General features: G+C 30.2%; 25 protein-coding genes. 11 read left to right on the forward strand and 14 right to left on the reverse strand.

What is annotated here, in order from left to right; genetic code table 11:
• Positions 1-9: 9 nt before the first annotated feature.
• On the reverse strand, positions 10-1092 hold the full coding sequence (locus LNAT_RS00175; RefSeq protein WP_096257914.1) for an epoxyqueuosine reductase QueH: 1083 nt from the start codon (positions 1090-1092) through the stop codon (positions 10-12).
• Positions 1093-1182: 90 nt separating this feature from the next.
• Between LNAT_RS00175 and LNAT_RS00180 the strand changes: the two genes are divergently transcribed.
• The 3 genes from LNAT_RS00180 to LNAT_RS00190 are packed head-to-tail and all read left to right on the forward strand — an operon-like array spanning position 1183 to position 2510.
• The gene (locus LNAT_RS00180) at positions 1183-1677 is read left to right on the forward strand and encodes a class I SAM-dependent methyltransferase (protein ID WP_096257915.1); all 495 of its coding nucleotides are present in this window, start codon (positions 1183-1185) and stop codon (positions 1675-1677) included.
• Positions 1678-1692: 15 nt separating this feature from the next.
• On the forward strand, positions 1693-2262 hold the full coding sequence (gene coaE, locus LNAT_RS00185; RefSeq protein ID WP_096257916.1) for a dephospho-CoA kinase: 570 nt from the start codon (positions 1693-1695) through the stop codon (positions 2260-2262).
• Between the two features lie 20 nt (positions 2263-2282).
• Positions 2283-2510, forward strand: a complete 228-nt coding sequence (locus tag LNAT_RS00190; RefSeq protein ID WP_096257917.1) for a hypothetical protein — start codon at positions 2283-2285, stop codon at positions 2508-2510.
• On the opposite strand, the gene LNAT_RS00195 is transcribed toward LNAT_RS00190, so the two are convergent.
• The 7 genes from LNAT_RS00195 to dnaA form a co-directional block, all read right to left on the reverse strand.
• Positions 2507-3394 carry an RsmB/NOP family class I SAM-dependent RNA methyltransferase gene (locus tag LNAT_RS00195; RefSeq protein ID WP_096257918.1) on the reverse strand — a complete coding sequence of 296 codons (888 nt, stop codon included), beginning with the start codon at positions 3392-3394 and terminating at the stop codon, positions 2507-2509. The two genes, LNAT_RS00190 and LNAT_RS00195, sit on opposite strands and share 4 nt — an antisense overlap.
• A 1-nt stretch (position 3395) precedes the next feature.
• A complete protein-coding gene (locus tag LNAT_RS00200) occupies positions 3396-3782 on the reverse strand; it encodes an Hpt domain-containing protein (protein WP_096257919.1) in 387 nt (128 codons plus the stop codon).
• Positions 3782-5152: an FAD-dependent thymidylate synthase gene (locus LNAT_RS00205; protein ID WP_238593946.1), complete on the reverse strand. Its 1371-nt coding sequence runs from the start codon at positions 5150-5152 to the stop codon at positions 3782-3784. Before LNAT_RS00205 ends, LNAT_RS00200 begins: the two co-directional genes overlap by 1 nt.
• A complete protein-coding gene (gene queF / locus LNAT_RS00210) occupies positions 5109-5522 on the reverse strand; it encodes a preQ(1) synthase (RefSeq protein WP_096257920.1) in 414 nt (137 codons plus the stop codon). The genes LNAT_RS00205 and queF overlap by 44 nt, the downstream gene beginning before the upstream one ends.
• A gap of 8 nt (positions 5523-5530) precedes the next feature.
• The gene (gyrB, locus tag LNAT_RS00215) at positions 5531-7807 is read right to left on the reverse strand and encodes a DNA topoisomerase (ATP-hydrolyzing) subunit B (protein WP_096257921.1); all 2277 of its coding nucleotides are present in this window, start codon (positions 7805-7807) and stop codon (positions 5531-5533) included.
• 35 nt (positions 7808-7842) lie between these two features.
• The gene (dnaN, locus tag LNAT_RS00220) at positions 7843-8895 is read right to left on the reverse strand and encodes a DNA polymerase III subunit beta (protein ID WP_096257922.1); all 1053 of its coding nucleotides are present in this window, start codon (positions 8893-8895) and stop codon (positions 7843-7845) included.
• 124 nt (positions 8896-9019) lie between these two features.
• Complete coding sequence (gene dnaA / locus LNAT_RS00225) at positions 9020-10330, reverse strand: chromosomal replication initiator protein DnaA (protein ID WP_096257923.1); 1311 nt, start codon at positions 10328-10330, stop codon at positions 9020-9022.
• Between the two features lie 167 nt (positions 10331-10497).
• On the opposite strand from dnaA, the gene ruvC reads away from it, so the two are divergent.
• From ruvC to LNAT_RS00240, 3 genes are read left to right on the forward strand one after another with little or no spacing between them, the layout of a single operon-like run.
• A complete protein-coding gene (gene ruvC, locus LNAT_RS00230; RefSeq protein ID WP_096257924.1) occupies positions 10498-10962 on the forward strand; it encodes a crossover junction endodeoxyribonuclease RuvC in 465 nt (154 codons plus the stop codon).
• On the forward strand, positions 10956-11537 hold the full coding sequence (locus tag LNAT_RS00235) for a trimeric intracellular cation channel family protein (protein WP_096257925.1): 582 nt from the start codon (positions 10956-10958) through the stop codon (positions 11535-11537). Before ruvC ends, LNAT_RS00235 begins: the two co-directional genes overlap by 7 nt.
• Positions 11538-11564: 27 nt before the next feature.
• Complete coding sequence (locus tag LNAT_RS00240) at positions 11565-12038, forward strand: host attachment protein (protein WP_096257926.1); 474 nt, start codon at positions 11565-11567, stop codon at positions 12036-12038.
• Here LNAT_RS00240 and nusB read toward each other — a convergent pair.
• From nusB to kdsA, 3 genes are all read right to left on the reverse strand, one after another.
• Positions 12016-12438: a transcription antitermination factor NusB gene (gene nusB, locus LNAT_RS00245; RefSeq protein WP_096257927.1), complete on the reverse strand. Its 423-nt coding sequence runs from the start codon at positions 12436-12438 to the stop codon at positions 12016-12018. The genes LNAT_RS00240 and nusB overlap by 23 nt on opposite strands.
• Before the next feature lie 196 nt (positions 12439-12634).
• Positions 12635-13099: a 6,7-dimethyl-8-ribityllumazine synthase gene (gene ribH, locus LNAT_RS00255; protein ID WP_096257929.1), complete on the reverse strand. Its 465-nt coding sequence runs from the start codon at positions 13097-13099 to the stop codon at positions 12635-12637.
• On the reverse strand, positions 13099-13893 hold the full coding sequence (gene kdsA / locus LNAT_RS00260; protein ID WP_096257930.1) for a 3-deoxy-8-phosphooctulonate synthase: 795 nt from the start codon (positions 13891-13893) through the stop codon (positions 13099-13101). Before kdsA ends, ribH begins: the two co-directional genes overlap by 1 nt.
• A 46-nt stretch (positions 13894-13939) precedes the next feature.
• Here kdsA and LNAT_RS00265 point away from each other — a divergent pair, with 46 nt between their 5' ends.
• The 5 genes from LNAT_RS00265 to LNAT_RS00285 are packed head-to-tail and all read left to right on the forward strand — an operon-like array spanning position 13940 to position 18763.
• Positions 13940-16021: an EAL domain-containing protein gene (locus LNAT_RS00265; RefSeq protein WP_096257931.1), complete on the forward strand. Its 2082-nt coding sequence runs from the start codon at positions 13940-13942 to the stop codon at positions 16019-16021.
• The gene (gene dapF, locus LNAT_RS00270; protein WP_096257932.1) at positions 16008-16766 is read left to right on the forward strand and encodes a diaminopimelate epimerase; all 759 of its coding nucleotides are present in this window, start codon (positions 16008-16010) and stop codon (positions 16764-16766) included. The genes LNAT_RS00265 and dapF overlap by 14 nt, the downstream gene beginning before the upstream one ends.
• The gene (locus LNAT_RS00275; protein ID WP_096257933.1) at positions 16747-17478 is read left to right on the forward strand and encodes a TIGR01458 family HAD-type hydrolase; all 732 of its coding nucleotides are present in this window, start codon (positions 16747-16749) and stop codon (positions 17476-17478) included. Before dapF ends, LNAT_RS00275 begins: the two co-directional genes overlap by 20 nt.
• Before the next feature lie 45 nt (positions 17479-17523).
• Positions 17524-17946 carry a MarR family winged helix-turn-helix transcriptional regulator gene (locus tag LNAT_RS00280; RefSeq protein WP_096257934.1) on the forward strand — a complete coding sequence of 141 codons (423 nt, stop codon included), beginning with the start codon at positions 17524-17526 and terminating at the stop codon, positions 17944-17946.
• 1 nt (position 17947) lies between these two features.
• Positions 17948-18763, forward strand: coding sequence for a peptidylprolyl isomerase (locus LNAT_RS00285; protein WP_096257935.1), 816 nt, complete (start codon positions 17948-17950; stop codon positions 18761-18763).
• On the opposite strand, the gene LNAT_RS00290 is transcribed toward LNAT_RS00285, so the two are convergent.
• From LNAT_RS00290 to LNAT_RS00300, 3 genes are read right to left on the reverse strand one after another with little or no spacing between them, the layout of a single operon-like run.
• Entirely contained in the window at positions 18756-19100 is a 345-nt protein-coding gene (locus LNAT_RS00290) for a putative Se/S carrier protein (RefSeq protein WP_096257936.1), read from the reverse strand. The genes LNAT_RS00285 and LNAT_RS00290 overlap by 8 nt on opposite strands.
• The gene (rlmN, locus tag LNAT_RS00295; protein ID WP_096257937.1) at positions 19093-20136 is read right to left on the reverse strand and encodes a dual-specificity RNA methyltransferase RlmN; all 1044 of its coding nucleotides are present in this window, start codon (positions 20134-20136) and stop codon (positions 19093-19095) included. Before rlmN ends, LNAT_RS00290 begins: the two co-directional genes overlap by 8 nt.
• A complete protein-coding gene (locus LNAT_RS00300; protein ID WP_096257938.1) occupies positions 20129-20680 on the reverse strand; it encodes a phosphorylase family protein in 552 nt (183 codons plus the stop codon). Before LNAT_RS00300 ends, rlmN begins: the two co-directional genes overlap by 8 nt.
• Positions 20681-20687 lie beyond the last annotated feature (7 nt).

The following is a 20687-nucleotide window of genomic DNA, read 5'->3' on the forward strand; positions in this document are numbered from 1 at the left end:
TTTTAAAAATTATATCAAAATTTCGCGTGTGTCAGGATATATTTTGGCATTGATTTCAATATCGATAGAGGTTGGAACAAACTCATCTAAAATTATTACAGGAGAAAGATTAAAAGGCGTTTTTGTAAGAAATTCCCTGAGCTTTAATTCCTCCTCAATTGTTAACGGGTTATAATAAATTTCTTTTATATTTTTATAATTTTTGTCTAAAATTTCATTCAATTTATTTACTGGAATAAAAATAACATTTGCCCTGTTTGCATAAGCTACTTCATCTTTTACATATTCAATTCTGACTCTCTGTTTTCTTTCAAGATAAGAATAAAAAAGCGTATAATGAATTAAATTTTCCCATTTTCCATTTTCCATTTTCCATTTCATATTAGATCGAAGCAATCTGTAATTTAAAAAACTCTCTTTAACAATTTTATAATCTATTCCTTTTTCTTCTAGTTTTATCCTGTTTTCATAAAATACAAGTCTCTCCTCAATACTTGCAGGCAGTATTTGAAAAGGATAAGGAGAAATTAATTCGTCAATAACTTCCTGATTTTTTTTCTGCTGCCAGATTCCATAAATACATCCGCAGTAATCCTGACGGTAAAGCTGATTTTCTTTTGCAAATTCCTGCTGCTTTTGAGTCCCGCCTTTTTTTCTGTAATCCACTACCAAAAAATCAACCCCGTATTTTCTTTTTACCACCCTGCCGATAGATGCAAGTTGCTCCTGAGATTTCATCGGGGACATAAGAAGTGAGGTTGTGATTTTATTATCACCTATTTTTTTGGCAAATTTTGCCGTAGCTTCAAGGGAATGGTCAAAACATATAAAACACCGGCTCCCTTTTTCAGGTTCAAACTCTTTTCCCCTAACCGCTTTTAACCAGCTTTCATAATCATACTCACCTTCAATATACTCAACTCCGAGTTTTTCACAAATTCTTTTTGTATCAAGGCTTCTTAATTTAAATTCGCTGTATGGATGAATATTTGGATCGTAAAAATAGCCTATTATTTTTTCATTCGGAAAATCTTCTTGAAGTCTTTTTATAAAATATCCTGCATCAACACTGCAGCATAAATGAGCAACCATTTTTAACCTTAAAAGTATTTTTATTTAATATAGCCAATTTTTTTTGAAATTTCAATTTTTTTTGCTATATTTAGCCAAAAAAGGATTACAATGAGTCAGATAAAAAAAGAAATGATGGCATTAGTTGGGGCCTGCGTAAGTGAGGGAACAAAAGTATTAACCCCAAGCGAATTTAATAACGAATTTAAAAAAATAATTACTGCTGAATTTGAAATTTATAATGAAGATACTGAAGAGAAATATGATTTAATCATTGAAGAGAGACCTACTGATTATATCAGAATGTATCAAAAATTAAACGACAAAGGTGTATATATCACCACTGCTGAGAGTTTAACAGACAAGGCGCTGTTTGAAAATTTAAGCAAAGTTTTTTATATTGTCCTACCTTATTATTACATTGAAGACGATAAAATTCACGCACTTGTATTTGCAAGCAAAAAACCTCACCCCACAGCCGATATTATAAGACACAGAAGCGATTTTGTTGAAAATGCATATTACTACCATACAGACATACATTTAGCTTCTTTTGTACTTCCAAAATATATTTTTGAAGAAATAAAAGATGTTATAAAAATGTAAAATGGATAATGGATAATGGAAAATAAAAAATTTAAAAACGCAGTTGTTCTAACAGGAGGAGTGGGTACCGGCAAAAGCACGGTTGCCTCATTTCTTAAACTTTATGGATACAAAATAATAGATGCCGATGAAATAAGCAAAAAAATTTTTGAAAATAAAAAAGAAAAAATTAAAGAAATTTTCGGCACAACTGACAGAAAAGAGCTTAGAAAGATTGTATTTAACGATAAAGAAAAACTAAAAATTTTAGAAGATTTAATTTTACCTGAAGTTAAAAAAAAAGTATTAAATTTAGCCAAAAAGTATGAAAAAGACGGTGTTATTTATTTTGTGGATTTGCCTCTTTTTTTTGAAAAGCAAAATTATGACGAATTTGATAAAGTATTAGTAGTTTACGCGCCAAAAGACCTTCAGATTAAAAGGGTAATGAACAGGGACATGGTTGATGAAAAAGGGGCATTATCCATTATAAACAATCAAATGGACATTGAAGAAAAGAAAAAAAGAGCTGATTTTATAATAGACAATTCAAAAGATTTAAAACATCTGCAAAGAGAAATTGAAAATTTTTTAGATATGATATAATAAATAAAAAAGGAGGGGAAATGAAAAAAGTTATTCCCATTGCAGAATTTCCTTTAGCACATACAAAAGAAGGGGTTATCAGTATAACCCATATTGAAGAACCATACGGAGAAGGAAGCAAACCGGTTGTAAGCATCGGTATTTCAATAAACGGAGAAAAACCGGACTGGAAAGCCCATATTCCATATGAAAATATAGATGATGTAATAAGTGCACTGAAAGTGGCAAAAGAGAAATTTAAAGACTAATTTTTCCTGATTTTACAAAAGAAAAATCCGCTGTATGCACCTTTTGGGAGTATTCTTACACTTTTTTTAACTTCCACTGAATATTCTTTATCTTCCCACTTGGTAATGCCTTCCTGAATATTATCAATTGGTAAATCTACCTTTAAAATTTCGGCATTTGGATATTTTTTAAGTAAAAAGTCTATATTTTCTTCGTTTTCTTCCGGAGAAAAAGTACAGGTTGCATATATCATCTTTCCGCCGCTTTTTAGTGACTCGTAAGCAGAAATAATCAGCTCTTTTTGAAGTTTTGAAAATCTTTTAACCCTTTTTAAATTCCACCAGGTAACCTCCCCGTCAATATGGGCTTCGCTGCTGCAGGGAGCATCTAAAAAGACTTTATCAAACATCTCCCCGGTTGCCTTATATACAAAACGCCCGTCTTTATTATATGTCTGAATATTTTTAGCCCCGTGTTCTTTAAAATTTCTTTTCATTCTAAAAAATCTTTTTTTATCAGGCTCAACGCTACTTACTTTTCTTGCTGTTTCGCTGAAAATTAGGCTTTTTCCGCCCGGTGCCGCCGCTAAATCAAGTACCCAGTCATTTTCATTCACATTAAGACTAAGTGCCGCAATAATTGATGAGAGATTTTGAATATAAATTTTATTTTGGGTATAAGCAGAGGATTTTGTTATTTTTTTTCTCTCAACAATAGGTAAAGTATAAACATATTTGCTCCATTTAACCTGTTTTGGAAAAAATCCTTCTTTTTTTAGCTCATCTATTGCTTCAAGGTCGGCTTTATGTCTGTTTATTCTAAACGAAAACTCTGTTTTTTCTTTTAAACCTTTTAATATTTCTGGATTAATTTTATTAACTCTTTCTTCAAACACTTTTTGCACACTAAACCTTTGGCAGTTTTTTTAAAATACTCATATCAGCAGGGCTCAGTTCCCTGTTTTTTTCAATATCCTCATACCATTTATGGATCTGTGCCGTAGCTTCAAAAAGCCAGTCAATCACATCCTCTGGAATTTTATCTTTTCCTCTTACTTTATCTAAAATATCTTCTATTAAATGTGCATAATTAGAAATTCTTTTTAATTTTAAATATGCTGTTGCCGATTTTAAATTATGAAACATTCTGAATAAATCATTCACCGCTTCAGGATTGGAATAAAGCTCTTCCAACAAAAGGTCTAAATTATCTTCTATAACATCCATAAGCATTAAAAATTCATCAACAATACTGCTATCGAATTCAGAATATAAATAATCTTTTACTCCCACTAAATAATCCTGTTGTAATCCTCAAAATTAAGCTTCCAAACTTTAATTCCACAAAATCTCTCACCCTCAGGACAAATCGGTCTTAAACCTTGCTTATATCTTACGGCACATGGAGGCAAAAACTTACTAGCAGCACTAACGCCTGCGTTTTTCAACTGTTTAACCTGATTATAAACGATATCAAAAATCTCTTCCTGGGCATTGTAACACAGCCTCATCTGGGCTTTATGGGCAAATTCGTTAAAATCATCATGCTCCATTATTTCAATATTATGTGCATTCAAAAGTGCATATGCAGCTTCCCCAAAACCTAAACCAATGCTCTCTTTTTCAAAAAATTCATAACTTCTGTCAATTGCTTTTAAATAAATATCCTTAACTTCCTTATTTTCCTCAATAACAGGTGGAATATAAAAATCTTTTTTATAAATATCTTTTAACTTTGGTCTGATTGCAGGGGAGCGTCTGTGACGCTGATTTTGTGCATCGGCTGAAAGTGAGAGTTTTATATATGAATTAAAACTCCCAAGAATTGATTCATCAAGATACATACTGCTAAGCCTCATAACCCCTGCATAATTTGCATTAAGTTCAAAATCATAATCTACAATATCAAAAACTTTTACTTGTTCATTTTTAATATTATGTTTTTCTTTTATCTTTTTAATATCAATTTCAGGGAAAATCACATTTTCATTTTCCGCAAATTCAATTAACGGTCTTAACTCTTCATCAATTTCAAGCATTTGCTCTTTTAACTGTTTTATAAATTCTTTTGCTTCATTTTTGGCTTCAGGAATAACTTTTGCAGCTGTAATATATCTAAGGGCCGTAATTACGTTAACAGTATGGTAAAGATGGGCGTTCATACCCATCGGAAGCAGATACCTTGCGAATTCCTGAGCCTTTTTTTTAGCTGATTTTTTTTGAAATTTAGGCAATATTTTTTCAATAATAGGAATTAGTTTTTCTATTAAATCTTCATAATAACTAAACATTTCTTCATAAAAACTCTGCCATTTTTCTTTATCGGCATTTTTCGGATAAGTAAAATTGTCTATTTTCATTTTTGCATAACGTTGGGAGATTTGTTCAGAATTGTAAAAAGGATGGGAATGCAAAAGTCTCCAAATTAAAAGCCTGCTCATTCCCTCTATCAAAAAAGTAAAATGATAATGCATAAGCGTTGTATGATGTCCCGCTTTAAAAATAGAACTTAATAGTTCATTTTTTTTATCCCAGTTGGCTGCATCTTCAGGAGTTACAATATGTTTTCCAAAATAGCAGCTTCTTGCACTCCCTACTGCGATGTCTGTCGGTTTGTAATTATTCTTTAGTGCCGTTATTTTCATATTTTTCAATTCTTTCACTGTCTATTTCTATAACTGTATGGACATTTCCCCTTGGATTGAAATCCATTGTAATTTTCATATATTTCGGTTTTAGTTTATTATAAAGCGTATCAAAAATTTCATTTGCACTGTCTTCGTGGGAAATGTATCTGTTCATAAAAGAATTTATATAAAGTTTAAGGGCTTTTAGTTCCACTACCCATTCATCCGGAATATATTCAAGATAAACAGTCGCAAAATCAGGATACCCGCTTCTTGGACATTTACACATAAATTCAGGCAGGGTAATTTTAATTAAATAATTTTTTTTGTTTTTATTCGGCCATATTTCCAAATTTTGCGGATTAAATTCAATTATCTCTTTTTCACCGTATTTTAATTCATTCATTTTATTCCTTATACGTCTAGGTTTTCTACCTCTTTTGCGTTTGCCTGGATATATTCCCTTCTTGGAGCCACCTCACTTCCCATAAAAAGTTCAAATTTTTTGGCAGCCTCCTCGGCATCATCCATTGTAACCTGCACCAGTACCCTGTTTTCAGGATTCATTGTAGTTTCCCACAGCTGCTCCGGATTCATTTCCCCTAGACCTTTGTATCTTTGGATATTTGCTCCTTTTCTGGCTTTCTCCATTACCTCATCAAGCAGTTTAAGATAATCACCTTCAATTAAATCTTTATATTCTTTAAGTTTAGCATATACTTTTTTAGCTTCAATAAATAAAGGATGATTTAGTAATTTTTCATCAATTGTAATTTCTTCAAGCCCTCTTGCTGTTTGAATATAATAATGGTTATTGTGTTTTGAAATAATATTAAATCCGATTGATTTTAAATATTCTTCAAGTCCATCCGTTGAATCGTGTTCAACCAAGTATCTTATAACTTCCGGGATATTAAACCTGAGGGAGAGTTTATTTAAAAGAAGTTTATAAAACGCTGCATTTTTAAGCAGTTCTTTAAGTTCCGGTTTTCCCACACCTTCGATATTAATTGCATTAATTCCCTGTTCGATTAAAAATTCGTTTAATTCTTTGTCATCTTTTAGGTATTTTTCTATTTTTCCTTTTTTATATCTGTAAAGCGGCGGCTGGGCAATATATAAATACCCTTTTTCAATAACTTCTCTTAAATGATTAAAGAAAAATGTCATAATAAGCGTTTGAATATGGCTTCCGTCAACATCCGCATCTGTCATAATAATGATTTTGTTGTATCTTATTTTATCAATATCGAAATCAGGCCCTATTCCGGTACCAAGTGCGGTAATTATGTTTTTAATCTCTTCACTACTTAAAGCTTTGGAATCACTAGATTTTTGAGTATTAAGTATTTTTCCTCTAAGAGGTAAAATTGCCTGAAACACTCTATCTCTACCCTGTTTCGCACTACCTCCGGCACTGTCCCCCTCAACCAGATAAAGTTCTGATTCGGCAGGATCTTTACTCTGACAGTCAGCAAGTTTGCCAGGTAGTGTTCCAACCCCCACTTTTGCCTGTTTTCTTGTTAAATCCCTGGCTCTTTTTGCGGCAACCCTACTTCTGGCAGCCGCTACTGCTTTATCAGCAATAATTTTTGCATCATTTGGATTTTCTTCGAAGAATCTTGTTAAAAATTCGTAAGTTACCTTTTGAACAATAGGTTTTACATAGCTGCTTCCGAGTTTTCCTTTTGTCTGTCCTTCAAACTGAGGTTCACTCATCTTAACACTGACTATTGCATTAAGCCCTTCTTTTACATCGTCACCTGTAATTTTTATATTTTCTTTTAATTTAACATTTTTATTTATGTAATTTATTACAGCTTTGGAAAGCCCAGCTTTAAATCCGCTTTCGTGTGTTCCACCTTCAGGTGTACGGATGTTGTTTACAAAACTTAAAACCTTTTCATCATAACCGGTGTCATAACAAAGTGCAATTTCCAAATCCAGCGCTTTTTCTTCATCTTCATAGTGATCGTTTGTATAAATTACATTTGTTACACATTCTTTGTTTGTAAGGGTTTTAACAAAATCCTTTATACCGCCTTCAAAATGATAACTCTCTTTAATCCCGTCATTTTCATTTTCAAATTCAATAGTAATATTCGGGTTAAGATATGCCAGTTCTTTTAATCTCTTTCTTAAAATATCGCTTTTAAATTCTGTAGTTTCAAATATTTCATCATCCGGCCAAAATCTGATTGATGTTCCTGTCCTGTTTGTAGTACCGATTATTTCAAGGTCAGTTACAGGTTTTCCTCTCTCAAACTCTTGCCTGTAAATTTTTCCGTCTCTTTTAATAGTCATTACAAGTTTTTTACTTAGGGCATTTACTACAGATACCCCTACTCCGTGGAGCCCCCCTGAAACTTTATATGTTTTATTGTCAAATTTACCACCTGCGTGAAGCACTGTTAAAACAACGGTAGCTGCCGGGATTTTTTCTTCTGGGTGGATATCTACAGGAATTCCACGCCCGTTATCTTCAATTTCGGCACTTCCGTCTTTATAAATTCTTACTTTTATTTTATCGGCATAACCTGCCATTGCTTCATCAATGGAGTTATCAACAACTTCATAAATTAAATGATGGAGACCTTTTACCCCGGTATCTCCAATATACATTCCAGGTCTTTTTCTAACAGCCTCAAGACCTTTTAAAACTTTAATATTGGTAGCTTTATATTCTCCCATTAATTACCTTTAAAATCTATTTTATTAATATTATATCAAATATTGAGTGGCATTACTATTGTTAGAAAATTTTCACTTTTCAACACAAAAGGAATATTCGGTTCATTTATTCCCAAAGTAAATGTATCTGTATCTATTACAGCTAAGAAATCTATAATATATTTGCTGTTTACAGCAAAAGTGAATTGTTCGATATCGCTGTTAATTTCAAAACTTGTTTTGGCCTGCATACTCTCTTCTGAAATACTTTCAAATTCTATTAAATTATTTTTAATACTGATCTTTACTTCATTTGAAATGATACTTATTTGTTTTAGATGCGATAGAAATTCATTTTTATCAATTTCCAATTCATATTTTAGTTGCTGAGGTATTATTTTTTCATATGCTGGAAATTTTCCATTGATTAATTTTGTGAAAAAGAAAGTTGAATCATTTTCCAGAATTAAATACACATCATCATAAAATATTTTCATATCATCTCTTATTATTCTTTTAATTTCAGCCAAAGATCGTTTTGGTACTATTATTTTGTTTTCTTTAGCTTTGGCATTTGAATAGTATATTGCAAGTCTTCTGGTATCAGTTGATACAAAATTGCTTTTTTCCTTTAGATCAAAAAGTGCTCCGTTTAATTCATATTTTGGATTGTTGTTATCAATTACAGGATAGATTTTTTTGATTGCATCCTGAAATTCTTCAATGTTTACGTTTATTTCTTCTAAATCATTTGTATCAGGAAATTCAGGAAACTGGTTTGGATCGAATGAAATTAATTGATATATTGAAGTATCCTGTTTTATTACGATTTTATTGTTTTGGGAATATATTTCTATTTCTTTATTTTTTAAAGCTTTGATAATGTCGTTGAATTTTTTTGCATTGATTGTAATTTTGCCTTTTTTAATAATTTCACAGTCGGTTGTTATTTTTATTCCTATCTCTTTATCTGTCGCTTTAATTGTAAGTTTGTCGTCTGCATTTATTAAAATATGTGATGTTATTTGAGTGTTGTCTTTTTTTTCTGTAAATCCCTGAACGTTTGAGAGTATACTTTCTATTAGAGGCTTTTCAATTTTTATATGCATTTGTTTCTCCTTAAATTATATTTTTATAGTAGTAATAATAAGCATCGTTAATTTGTGAAAAACTTTATTTTTTACCATTATAGCGAAAAAATATCCGTGAATGTGAAAAACTTTTTTATTCACATTATTCACTTTTTTTAAGTTGTATTTTACTTTTAAGCTCTTCTATTTTCATTCTGAAATTAGAATCTTCTTTTAATTTTTTGTTAAAGCTTTTTATGGCATGGCTTACAGCACTGTGATCTTTTAATCCAAAATAAGTTGCAATTTTTGGAGTTGATTCTTGTGTAAATTCTCTTGCAAGATAAATTGCGCAACGTCTGGCCTGTACTATGTTTCTGTTTCTGCTTTTTGATGTTATTTCGCTAGGTTTTATATTAAATTCTTTTGCAATAAGCTCTATTATATCTTCAAGGGTAATATTTTCTTTTTTGTCTTTGATGTGTTCTTTTAATGCCTGTTTTGCAAAATCAAGTGTTATTTCATTTACACCTAAAATTTTTGACATAGCGTTTATTTTGGTAATCATACCTTCAATTTCCCTTATGTTTGAATCAAGTTTGGTTGCAATGTATTCTATTATTTCATCTGGCAGATAAATTCCGTTTAGTTCGCATTTTTTTCTGATAATTTCTATTTTGGTTTCAAGTTCAGGAGGCTGGATATCCACGATAAGTCCTGCTTCAAAACGGCTTCTTAGTCTGTCTACCAAATCATAAAGTTTTTTAGGTGGCCTGTCGGCTGTGAGGCATATCTGTTTTTTTTGATTATAGAGTTCATTGAACGTATGAAAAAATTCTTCCTGAGTCTGCTCTTTTCCCGCGAAAAACTGCACGTCATCTATTAATAAAACGTCGCAGTTTCTGTATTTTTCATGAAATCTCTCCGGTGTTTTCATTCTTATGTTTTCAATAAATTCATTCATAAACTGTTCACTTGTCACATACAGTACATTAAGTCTGTTTTTTAGATAATTTCCGATTGCCTGAAGTAAGTGTGTTTTTCCAAGTCCGACGCCTCCGTAAATAAACAGTGGATTATAATTTTTTCCCGGGTTTTCCGCCACACTTTTTGCTGCAGTATATGCAAACTGGTTTGACGGTCCTACTATAAAACTTTCAAATGTATATTCTGGGATTAAAACTGAAATTTGGGTTGTTGTCTGGATTGGTTCTATATTGGTGATTTTGGGTTTTATTTTTCCTGTAATTATTTCTATGTTCGGTTTTATTCCTGTTTCTTTTTCATATAATACAGATATTTTTGGTAAATATTTTCTTTTGATGTATGTGGCTATAAATATATTCGGAGCTTTTATTATTAAATGTGAAGATGTTGAATTATCTTCATCGAGTATCAAATTTTTTAAAAATTTATTATAATTCACAGGATTTTCACTTTTTAGCTGATTTTTTATTTTTTCAAAAATATTCAATGTAATCCTTTAAATTTTATGTGAAAAGTTTTTTATTCACATATTGAAGATTATGTGAAAATTTATGTGAATTTAATTTTACCATAAGCAAAAATAAATGTCTATAAGAGTTATTCACATAGTGAAAAAAGTGTGAATAAAAGTTGAAAAATATGTGAAAGGAAATAATGAAAATTTTGGGAATCGACCCTGGCACTATAAGATGCGGATATGCAATTATTGAGACAAATCCAAAAATTCATTTAATAGATGCCGGTATAATAAAAATCAAAGAAAAGATGCTTCAGTATCAACTGGCAGAGCTTATAGAGGGAATTGATAATATTTACAGCGACGATATTGAAGAAGTGGCGATTGAAGATATATTTTATGCATTTAATCCGAAAACCGTATTAAAATTGGCTCAGTTTCGTGGGGCTTTGAGTCTTAGAATTTTGCAAATTCACGGAAATTTCAGTGAATATACGCCTCTTCAGGTAAAAAGGGCGGTAACGGGAAATGGAAAGGCAAAAAAAGAGCAGGTTGCGTTTATGGTGAAAAAGATTTTGGGAATAAGAGGGGAGATAAAACCTCTGGACATTACAGATGCAATTGCTGTGGCAATTACCCACGCACAGAGGATAAAATGTTAGAAATTGCCGATATTATAGGGATTATAGCATTTTCTATAAGCGGATTTATAATAGGGGTTAAAAATAAATTGGATTTGCTTGGAATAATACTCAGTGCTTTTTTTACAGCTCTAGGAGGGGGAATTATCAGGGATTTGTTAACTCGCAGGGAGATATTTGCTTTTAATAACTCACTTGCCGGAAGTATTGTTTTAGGAGTGGTTATAACAGGAATATATTTAAAAATTCATCAAAAAAATATTGAAAATAAAACCATTTTTGTTTTAAGTGATGCAATAGGTCTTTCCTCTTTTTCCATATCAGGTGCATTGGCTGCGCTAGAAGCAGGGTTTAATATTTTTGGAGTGGTGTTTCTCTCTTTGATTACGGCGGTAGGTGGGGGTATGATTAGAGATATATTAATAAATGAAGTGCCTTTTATATTAAAAGAAAAATTTTACGGTACTGTAAGTATTTTAATCGGTTTTATTTTGTATTTTTTCCATTTTGGTTTTATTATCCCTTTTATTTTCATTTTCGGGATTGTTTTAAGGGTGTTTGCCTATATAAATAATTGGCATTTGCCTAAAATTTAAGTATAATTAAATAAAAAAGGATTAAGAATGAAAGTTGGTGATTTAGTAATAGTTGCAGGACTTGGAGAAATAAAAGCATACATTGCAAATCCTAGGACCCCGGAAGCGGAAGCGGGGCTAAAACCAGATGAAATAAAACTTGATTTAATAAGAGCAATTGATGTGGTTGAAGCTCACAAAAAACTTCAGGATTTAATTACAGATACAACAGGTACTACTTATAAACCTGGATTTTTAGACAGGGCAACAAGCGGTGAAAAACATACTTTAAAACAGGAAATTATCAATGAAGCTGTTAAAGACGTGGCTGAAGATATTGATATGTTGATAGAAGAACACGCTCAGAAAAAAGTATTTCTATCACTTCCAAAAATTTATGCCAAAGATATTTTGGAAAAAATTAAAAATAAAGACAAAATTTTTAGAATAGTGGAAAAAGATCTGTTAAAAACAGATAAAAATAAACTCCCTGAAGAGTTTAAACCAGAGATTTTAAAATAGTCTCTTTTTCTTTTGCTACTTTGTCAAGAATTCCGTTAATAAAGCTTTTTGATTTATCTTCTGAAAAATTTTTAGCAATTTTTACAGCTTCATCTATTACAATCTGATAAGGAGTGTCGGTAAATAGTATTTCATAAACTCCAAGCCTTAATATCTGTTTGTCAACTTTATCCAATCTGTCAAAATCCCAGTCTATCAGATGGTCTTTTATAACCCTGTCGATTTTATCTAAATTTTCAGTAACACCTTTTAAAAGTTTTCTAGCAAAATTAGCTTTTTCGCCTTTTACTTTTTTGTCTTTAAGTATTTCTTCAAACTGATTAAATGCATCATCATTTCCCATCTCATTTGCATAAAGTGTTTGAACCACCGCTTCTCTTGCGTGAGTTATTGTTGCCATGTTTTCCTCCAGATTTTTATAAATAATAGTAATATAAAAATTATAAATTCAATTCCCAATAAATAAGATAATTCTTTGGTTGTGGCAGGGGGCATCAGATATTTGAAAAATCTCAAAAACGCTCCGCTTACTAATAAAACAGTCCCTGCAATTATTATAGTTAAATCATATTTGTTTTTTAAACCAAATTTAAATTTCATATTTTTTTGTATAAATTAATCATCTCAATTAGTCCCAGCATTGCCTCAAAACCTTTGTTTCCGGCTTTTGTTCCGGCCCTTTCGATTGCCTGTTCGATTGTATCTGTTGTTAAGAGTCCAAAAGTTACAGGTGTATCCGATTGAAGTGTTGTGTTTGCGATTCCTTTTGTTGCTTCCGCCGCCACATAATCAAAATGTGGTGTGGCACCCCTGATTACAGCCCCGACACATACAATACCGTCAAATTTATTTGTTTTTATTGCACGTTTTAGTGCAAAAGGAATTTCAAATGCACCTGGGACTAAAATTAAACTTAAATTCTCTTCCACTCCGCCGTTTCTTAAAAAGGCATCTTTTGCACCCTCTACCAGTCTGTCTGTTATCAGGTGGTTAAATCTGCTTGCAATTATCGCTATTTTTTCATTTCCGTTTAGTTGTAAATTTCCTTCAATTATATTCATCAATTCTCCTTACATTTATTTATGCAGTCAATATCTTTTAAAATATTCTGAAGTTCCTGTGGTGTGATCATATTAGGCCCGTCACTCAAAGCCTCATCCGGGTTATAATGTGTTTCAAAGAAAAATCCGTCAACCCCAACTGCAGCGGCAGCTTTTGCTAAAGGTGCAACATATTCTCTTTTTCCGCTGCTTTTACCACCGGCGCCCCCTGGCATTTGAACACTGTGGGTTGCATCAAAAACAACCGGTGCAAAATTTTTCATAATGACCAAACTTCTCATATCAACCACCAAGTTTCCATATCCGAATGTTGTTCCTCTTTCAGTCAGCCATACACCGTATTTTTTTGAATTTTCATAATTAGCTTCTCTGCAACCTCTGGTTTCTAAAACTTTTAAAACAGAATATTTCATATCTTCCGGGTTCATAAACTGCCCCTTTTTAATATTAACAATTTTATCTGTTTTTGCAGCTTCAACGAGTAAATCTGTCTGACGGCAAAGAAATGCGGGGATTTGTAAAACATCTACAACCTCGGCGGCTTTTTTTACCTGCCATGTTTCATGCACGTCTGTTAACAGTTTGTATCCGAATTTTTCTTTTACCTCGTTTAATATTTCTAGTCCTTTGTCAATTCCCGGGCCCCTAAAAGAAGCAAGTGAAGTCCTGTTTGCTTTGTCAAAACTTGCTTTGAAATAAAAATTGTACTTTTCACTGTAAGGTTTTAAATACTTTGCAATTTTAAATATTTGTTCTTTGCTTTCAATTACGCAAGGCCCCGCTATAAGTATCATTTATTACCTTTTTTTGATATGATTATATCATAATAAAGGAGAAGTAATGACAAAAAGGGTGAAGAGAATTTCTTTATATATATTTTTATTACCTATATTAATGACTTTATTTACCGTCTTTATATCTTATACTTCAATTTATATATCTTTAAAAAATTGTTTTTACAAACAACAAATGCAGATTCAAAGGGAATTTTTTAAAGAATTAAAAAAGAAAACAAAAAAAAGGGTGGAAATAGCTTATTCTGTTTTAGAAACGCTTTATAATAGAAAAATGAATGAATGTAAAAAATACAATGTTCCGGCTGATAAATGCAAAAAAGAATTTTTAAACGATATTGTGGATATTTTCGATAACTTCAGATGGCCAAATAAGGGGTATATTTTTATTTTAGATTTTTACGGAAATACTCTTTACCATCCTGATCACTCTCTTATGAAAATAAACAGATGGAATTTGACCAGAAACGGAATAAAGATTTTTCAACTTTTAGTAAATGAAGCTAAAAAACACCCAAACGGGACTTATGTAAGATATTTGGGATATAATTTTCATAATAAAGCTGTATGGAAAGTTTCTTATGTGAAAGTTTTTAAACCTTTAAACGCCTTGATTGGAAGCGGAGTGTATTTAAATTATTTGGATAAAAGATTATTGGAATTAAAAAAGAATCAACAAAAAATTTTTAAAACATTAAATAAAAAGTTATATACTGCAGCATTAATAGTTTTAATTTTAACGTTAATTATTTCTTTTATTTTGTCAAAAATAGTTCAAAAACTGTTTTTGAAATATGAAAAACAAATAGAAAATGAACAATTGGAACTTAAAAGAAAAAGTATAACCGATAATTTAACAGGTCTGTTTAACAGAAATTATTTAAAATATATATTTAGTTTATTTAGAGCAAAAGCAAAAAGAGAAAATAAAAAAATAGCTATTATATTTATTGATTTGGATTATTTTAAAGAAATAAATGATACATTGGGTCATAAATACGGGGATATTTTATTAAAGATAATTGCGAGGAGATTTAAAGAGGTATTAAGAGAGGATGATATTATAATCAGATTCGGCGGTGACGAATTTATTGTATTGTTGCTGTTTAATAAAGAAGAAGAGATTTTAAGTGTTATTGACAGACTGTATAAAAAAATAAGAGAAAAAATTTTATTAAAACATAAGGAATTTAATATCAATTTAAGTATAGGTATTTCTATTTATCCGGATGACAGCAAGGATTTGGACATATTAATTAAAAATGCGGATATGGCAATGTATGAGGCCAAGAAGAAAGGAAAAGGAAGATTTGAATTTTTTAAACACGAACTTAGCAAAAAACTGGAGGAAAAAACTGAGTTGAAGAATGATTTAATTGAATCAATTAAAAATGAAAATTTTGATATTTATTTTCAGCCGAAAATCGGTAAAAATGAAGATTTATATGGTGCTGAAGTTTTAGTAAGATGGAATCATCCTCAAAGAGGGTTATTGTTTCCTAATATATTTTTACCGATTGCATATGAAAAAAAATTAATTACAGACATTGATTTTATTGTATTGAAAAAAGCCATTAAACAGTATAAAAAATGGGAAAATAACGGTTTAAATCCCGGAAAAATCAGCTGTAACATTACCACGATAGATTTGGAAGATGAAAATTTTATTGATAAAATAAAAAAATTGTTAGAAGAGAATGAATTTGATGCTGAAAATTTAATTTTAGAAATTACAGAAGAAAATGTTATGAAAGATCCTGAAAAAAATATTAAATTTTTAGAAGAACTCAGAAAATTGGGGTTGGGTATATCGATAGATGATTTTGGGACAGGTTATTCATCTTTGAGTTATTTAAAAAAACTTCCGATTACAGAACTTAAAATTGACAGGAGTTTTGTAAAAGACATTGGAAAAGATAAGGATGATGAAGAAATTGTAAGAGTCATAATTTTGCTTGGAAGGGTGCTCAATTTAACAATTGTTGCTGAAGGGGTTGAAACCGAAAAACAAAAAGAATTTTTGCTGCTAGAGGGTGTGGATGCTCTTCAAGGGTATTTATATTCTCCTCCAATTAAAGCGGATGAATTTGAAGAAAAATTTTTAAGGAAACAAAATGGTTGTCAGTAAATATTCAGCAAGTGGAAATGATTTTGTAATTTTTCATACTTTTAGAAAAATAGACAGGAGTGGTGTGGCAAAAGTTTTGTGTAACAGATTCAGCGGGATAGGGGCCGATGGGCTTATTGTACTTTTACCACATGAAAAATATGATTTTGAATGGCAGTTTTATAATGCTGATGGAAGCGAGGCAAGTATGTGTGGAAATGGAAGCAGGGCGGCTGCCCATTATGCGTTTGTAAATAATCTGGCAGATAAAAAAATGAAATTTTTAACCGGTGCTGGTGTAATAGAAGCCGAAGTTGAAGATAATACAGTAGAGAGTCAACTTACCCCTTATAAATTTTTGGGAAAATATGAAGATTTCGGAAAAAAATTTAAAATTTATGACACAGGTGTCCCACATATTGTAATTTTAGAAAATATTAATAATTTTGATAAAAATTTAGCAAGAAATCTCAGGGAGAAGTATAATGCCAATGTAAACTGGGCTGAAGTTAGGGATAACAAACTTTATGTTAGGACGTATGAAAGAGGTGTTGAAGATGAAACTTTGGCGTGTGGAACAGGTATGTGTGCGAGTTTTTTGGTTGCGAAAGATAACAATTTAATAGGAGAGAGTGTAAAAGTTTATCCAAAAAGCGGTGAAGAGCTTACAGTAAGTTTAAAAAATGGAACACTTTATTTTAAAGGAAAAGTAAAACACTGCTTTAGCGCAGTAATGGACGGGAAAAATGAAAGGGATTTTGTGTGATATAGGAGGGGTTTTATATGAAGGCGATAAATTAATTTCAGGTGCAGTAGAAGCTATAGATTATTTAAAAGGCAAATATAAAATCAGGTTTTTATCTAATTCGTCAAGAAACACTCCTGAAAATATTTATAAAAAATTAAAAAATTTTGGGTTCAATATTGAAGAAAATGAGATTTTTACTGCTCTTTTAGCAATAAAAAAATATTTGATTGATAATAATAAAAAAGCATATATAATTGCTACAGATGAAGCAAAAGAATATTTAAAAAATATAAAAGGAGAGGGGGCTGTGGTTGTTGCAGATGCATATACAAATTTTTCTTATGAAGCATTAAATACAGCTTTTAGGAAAATAATAAAAGGAGCGGAATTTTTAGCCACAAATAAAAACAGGTATTTTAAAGAAAATGACGAATTATCCCTTGATGCTGGGGCTTTTGTTGCAGCTCTGGAATATTCAACTGAAAAAAAAGCCGAAATATTCGGAAAACCGAGTTGTAAATTTTTCACAGAAGCAATAAATGATATGAATCTTAATAAAAAAGAGGTAATTATGATAGGTGATGATATGGAAAGTGATATAATAGGTGCTAAAAAATGCGGAATTAAAACTGTCCTTGTAAAAATTGGAAAATTTAAAGAAAGTGATTTAAAAAAAGCAAATCCTGATTTTGTGGTTGATTCAATAGCCAAAATTATGAAAATTTTATAAATTAAACTATTTTGATACAATTTTATAAATTAAAAAAGGATATTAATGAATTTAGATATAGAAAGTTTTATTTCATTAAAGTTATCCAATACATTAAATACAATGAGAAAAGTTTTTAACAAAGCCATTTTGGAATATGATATATCAAGTGAGCAGTATATAGTTTTAAAGTTAATTAATGAAAAAAAATTAACTCCGACTAAAATAGCAGATATTTTAAATAAAGACAAAGCCGCTATTACAAGATTTATAAATGCTTTGGAACATAAAAAATTAATAAAAAAAGAAAATTTTATAGATAAACGTTCATATAAGATTGTAATTACGGAAAAAGGAAAAACTGTTTTAAAAGATATTGATAATATTGTTTTAAAATTTAGAAAAAAAATTGAAAAAAATATTTCTAAAGAAAAAATAGAGTGTTTATTTGAAGTTTTGGCTAAAATAGAAAAAATAATGAAGGATTAGAATGAAAAAATATATTTTAATAGGATTGTTAACTTTCAGTTTAAACGCAAAAGTGGTGGATAAAGTTATTGCAAATGTGGAAGGTGAGCCTATTACATCTTATGAACTGCAAAATTTTTCAAAACAAAACAATCTTCCAAAAGATAAAGCATTAAGTATATTGATTCAGGAAAAATTAATTGACAGTGAAATTAAGAAAAGAGGTATAAGTGTAGATGAGTTTGAAATTGAAAATGAATTGGAAAATGTAGCTAAGCAAAACGGAATGGACCTGTTTCAGTTTAAAAATATTTTAGCGGGAAGGGGTGAACTAGAAAAAGTAAAAAAACAGATAAAAAACAATTTGTTAAAAAGAAAGCTTTTTAATCAGATAGTTCAGGCAAAATTAAAAATAAATCCCGATAGTTTAAAAGATTATTATAAAAAGCATATTGATGAATTCAATGTTTTTGATTCAATACAGGTTATAAAATATACTTCGAACAACCCTGAAATTTTAAAGAAAATAAAAAACAACCCTTTAATGAATTCAGCGGTAATTACATCAAAAACATTGGTTTTAAATTCTGATAATATGCCTCTTGGAATGATATTTTTATTTAAAAATCTAAAAGAAGGGGAATATTCCCCTATATTTAATGAAGGTATGAATTATTCTATGTATTATGTTGTAAAAAAAGAAGGTAAAAAAATACTGCCTTTTGAAAAGGTTCAAAATATTATTTATTCCAAAATTGCTCAGCAAAAACAGGATATAATATTAAAAACATATTTTGACAGATTAAAGAATAGGGCTGATATAGAAATATTTAACTGATTTTACAGCTTTTAACTTCTATATTTCCCTCTATTTTTTTAGGTTTATTTTCTTCGTATCTGTATATTTCATAATTAATATTATGTTTTTTTAAAATATTTTTTATTTTATCTTTTTCTTTGGTTAAAATAGCGACTCCACAATCTTTAAAAATATTATCAGGGACAGGAATAGATTTTATATTTTCTTTTTTTAAAATTTTTTCTGCTTTTAACCCTGTTTCTATTGAATCAAAATGAAAATAAAAATATTCATAAAGATTTTCATTAGTCAATTTATAATAAATTTCTTTTAAATGAAGTCTTATCCCATCAGGTAAATATTTAAGCTCAGCCATTTTCTTCCTTTAATTTTTTTTCCCTAAGCTGTCCGCAGGCAGCTGAAATATCCATTCCTTTACTTTTTCTTATAGTGCATAAAATACCTTTTTTTATTAAATAATCCTGAAATCTTTTCATTGTTTCATCATCTGGTCTTTGAAATTTAGTTCCTGGATATGGGTTAAAATAAATTAAATTTACTTTACTAGGAATTCCATTTAATAATTTTACCAGTTTTTTGGCTGCATTAATGTCATCATTCACATCTTTAATTACCAAATATTCAAACATTACTTTTTTTCTTTTATCAATAGGGAATTCTCTGATTGCATCAATTACACTTTCAATATTATATGCTTTGTTCATAGGAATTAATTTCTCTCTTGTTTCATTATCAACTGCGTGGAGGGAGATGGCTAAATTTACCCCTAAATTTTCATTTCCAAGTTTTTTTATTTTTGGCGCGATACCGGAAGTCGATACCGTCTGTCTTCTTGTAGAAATATTCATTCCGTCCGGATGGGATAATATTTTAATTGCTTTTACTAAATTTTCATAGTTATCAAGCGGTTCACCCATTCCCATATAAACAACATTTAATGCTTTATTTTCATCAAAGTTTTTAAATTTTTTCATCCACCAAACCTGTGCCACTATTTCGCCGGCACTTAAATTTCTTACAAATCCCCCTTTTGCAGTAAGACAAAAAGCGCATCCCACTTTACATCCAACCTGGGTGGAAACACAAACGGTATATTTATTTTCTTTCATTTTAATAAGAACTGTTTCAACTGTTCTTCCGTCTTTTAATTTGAATAAAAATTTTTCTGTTTCATCCATTGAAATTTCATGGTTTACAAGTTCAAAAGGGTTTATGATAAATTCTTTTTTTAATTTTTCTCTTAAAAGTTTTGGAATATTTTTCATTTCTTCAAAATTATCAACATATTTTCTATAAACCCAGTTATATAACTGTTTTACCCTGAATTTCGGCTCTATTCCCATTTCAATTAATTCTTCCGGTAAATAATCCATAAAAAATTTTTTATCCATTTTTTTCCTTTATGATTTTTTCTTGTATTAAATAATCTATTAAAATTTTTTTTGCTTTTTTTAAATTTTGCAAGTATTCTTTATGTGCATTTTTATAGCAATAATTTGTTATTACAAAAATGCCGATTGCAGGGATATTAAATTCCTTTGCCACTCTCAAGACTGAATAAAATTCCATATTTTCAGCATCAATTCCAAGTGTTAGGTATTTTTTAGACATTTTTTTACTAGTTGTAATGTAATTTGATGAATTTACAATTGTTTCACGTGAAACAGATAGTGATATGATATTATCAATCGGGGTATAGCATTTTTCTTTTAAAAAGCAGTGTTCAATATTTGATGCGGTTTTGGTTTTTATTATATCAAACGGTTTGAATTTTCCATAACTTCCAGCACTGCCTATAAAAATTAAAAAATCAGGTTTATCAAATAATACGAGTCTTGTTAAATTTATTGCACTTTCTATTAAACCTATACCTATAGGGTGAGCAAATGAAAATATTTCCTGATTTCCACTGCTTATTATTTGTATGTGTTTCACGTGAAAC

The organism is Lebetimonas natsushimae (genome assembly GCF_002335445.1).
In the GTDB taxonomy this organism is placed as follows: domain Bacteria; phylum Campylobacterota; class Campylobacteria; order Campylobacterales; family Nautiliaceae; genus Lebetimonas; species Lebetimonas natsushimae.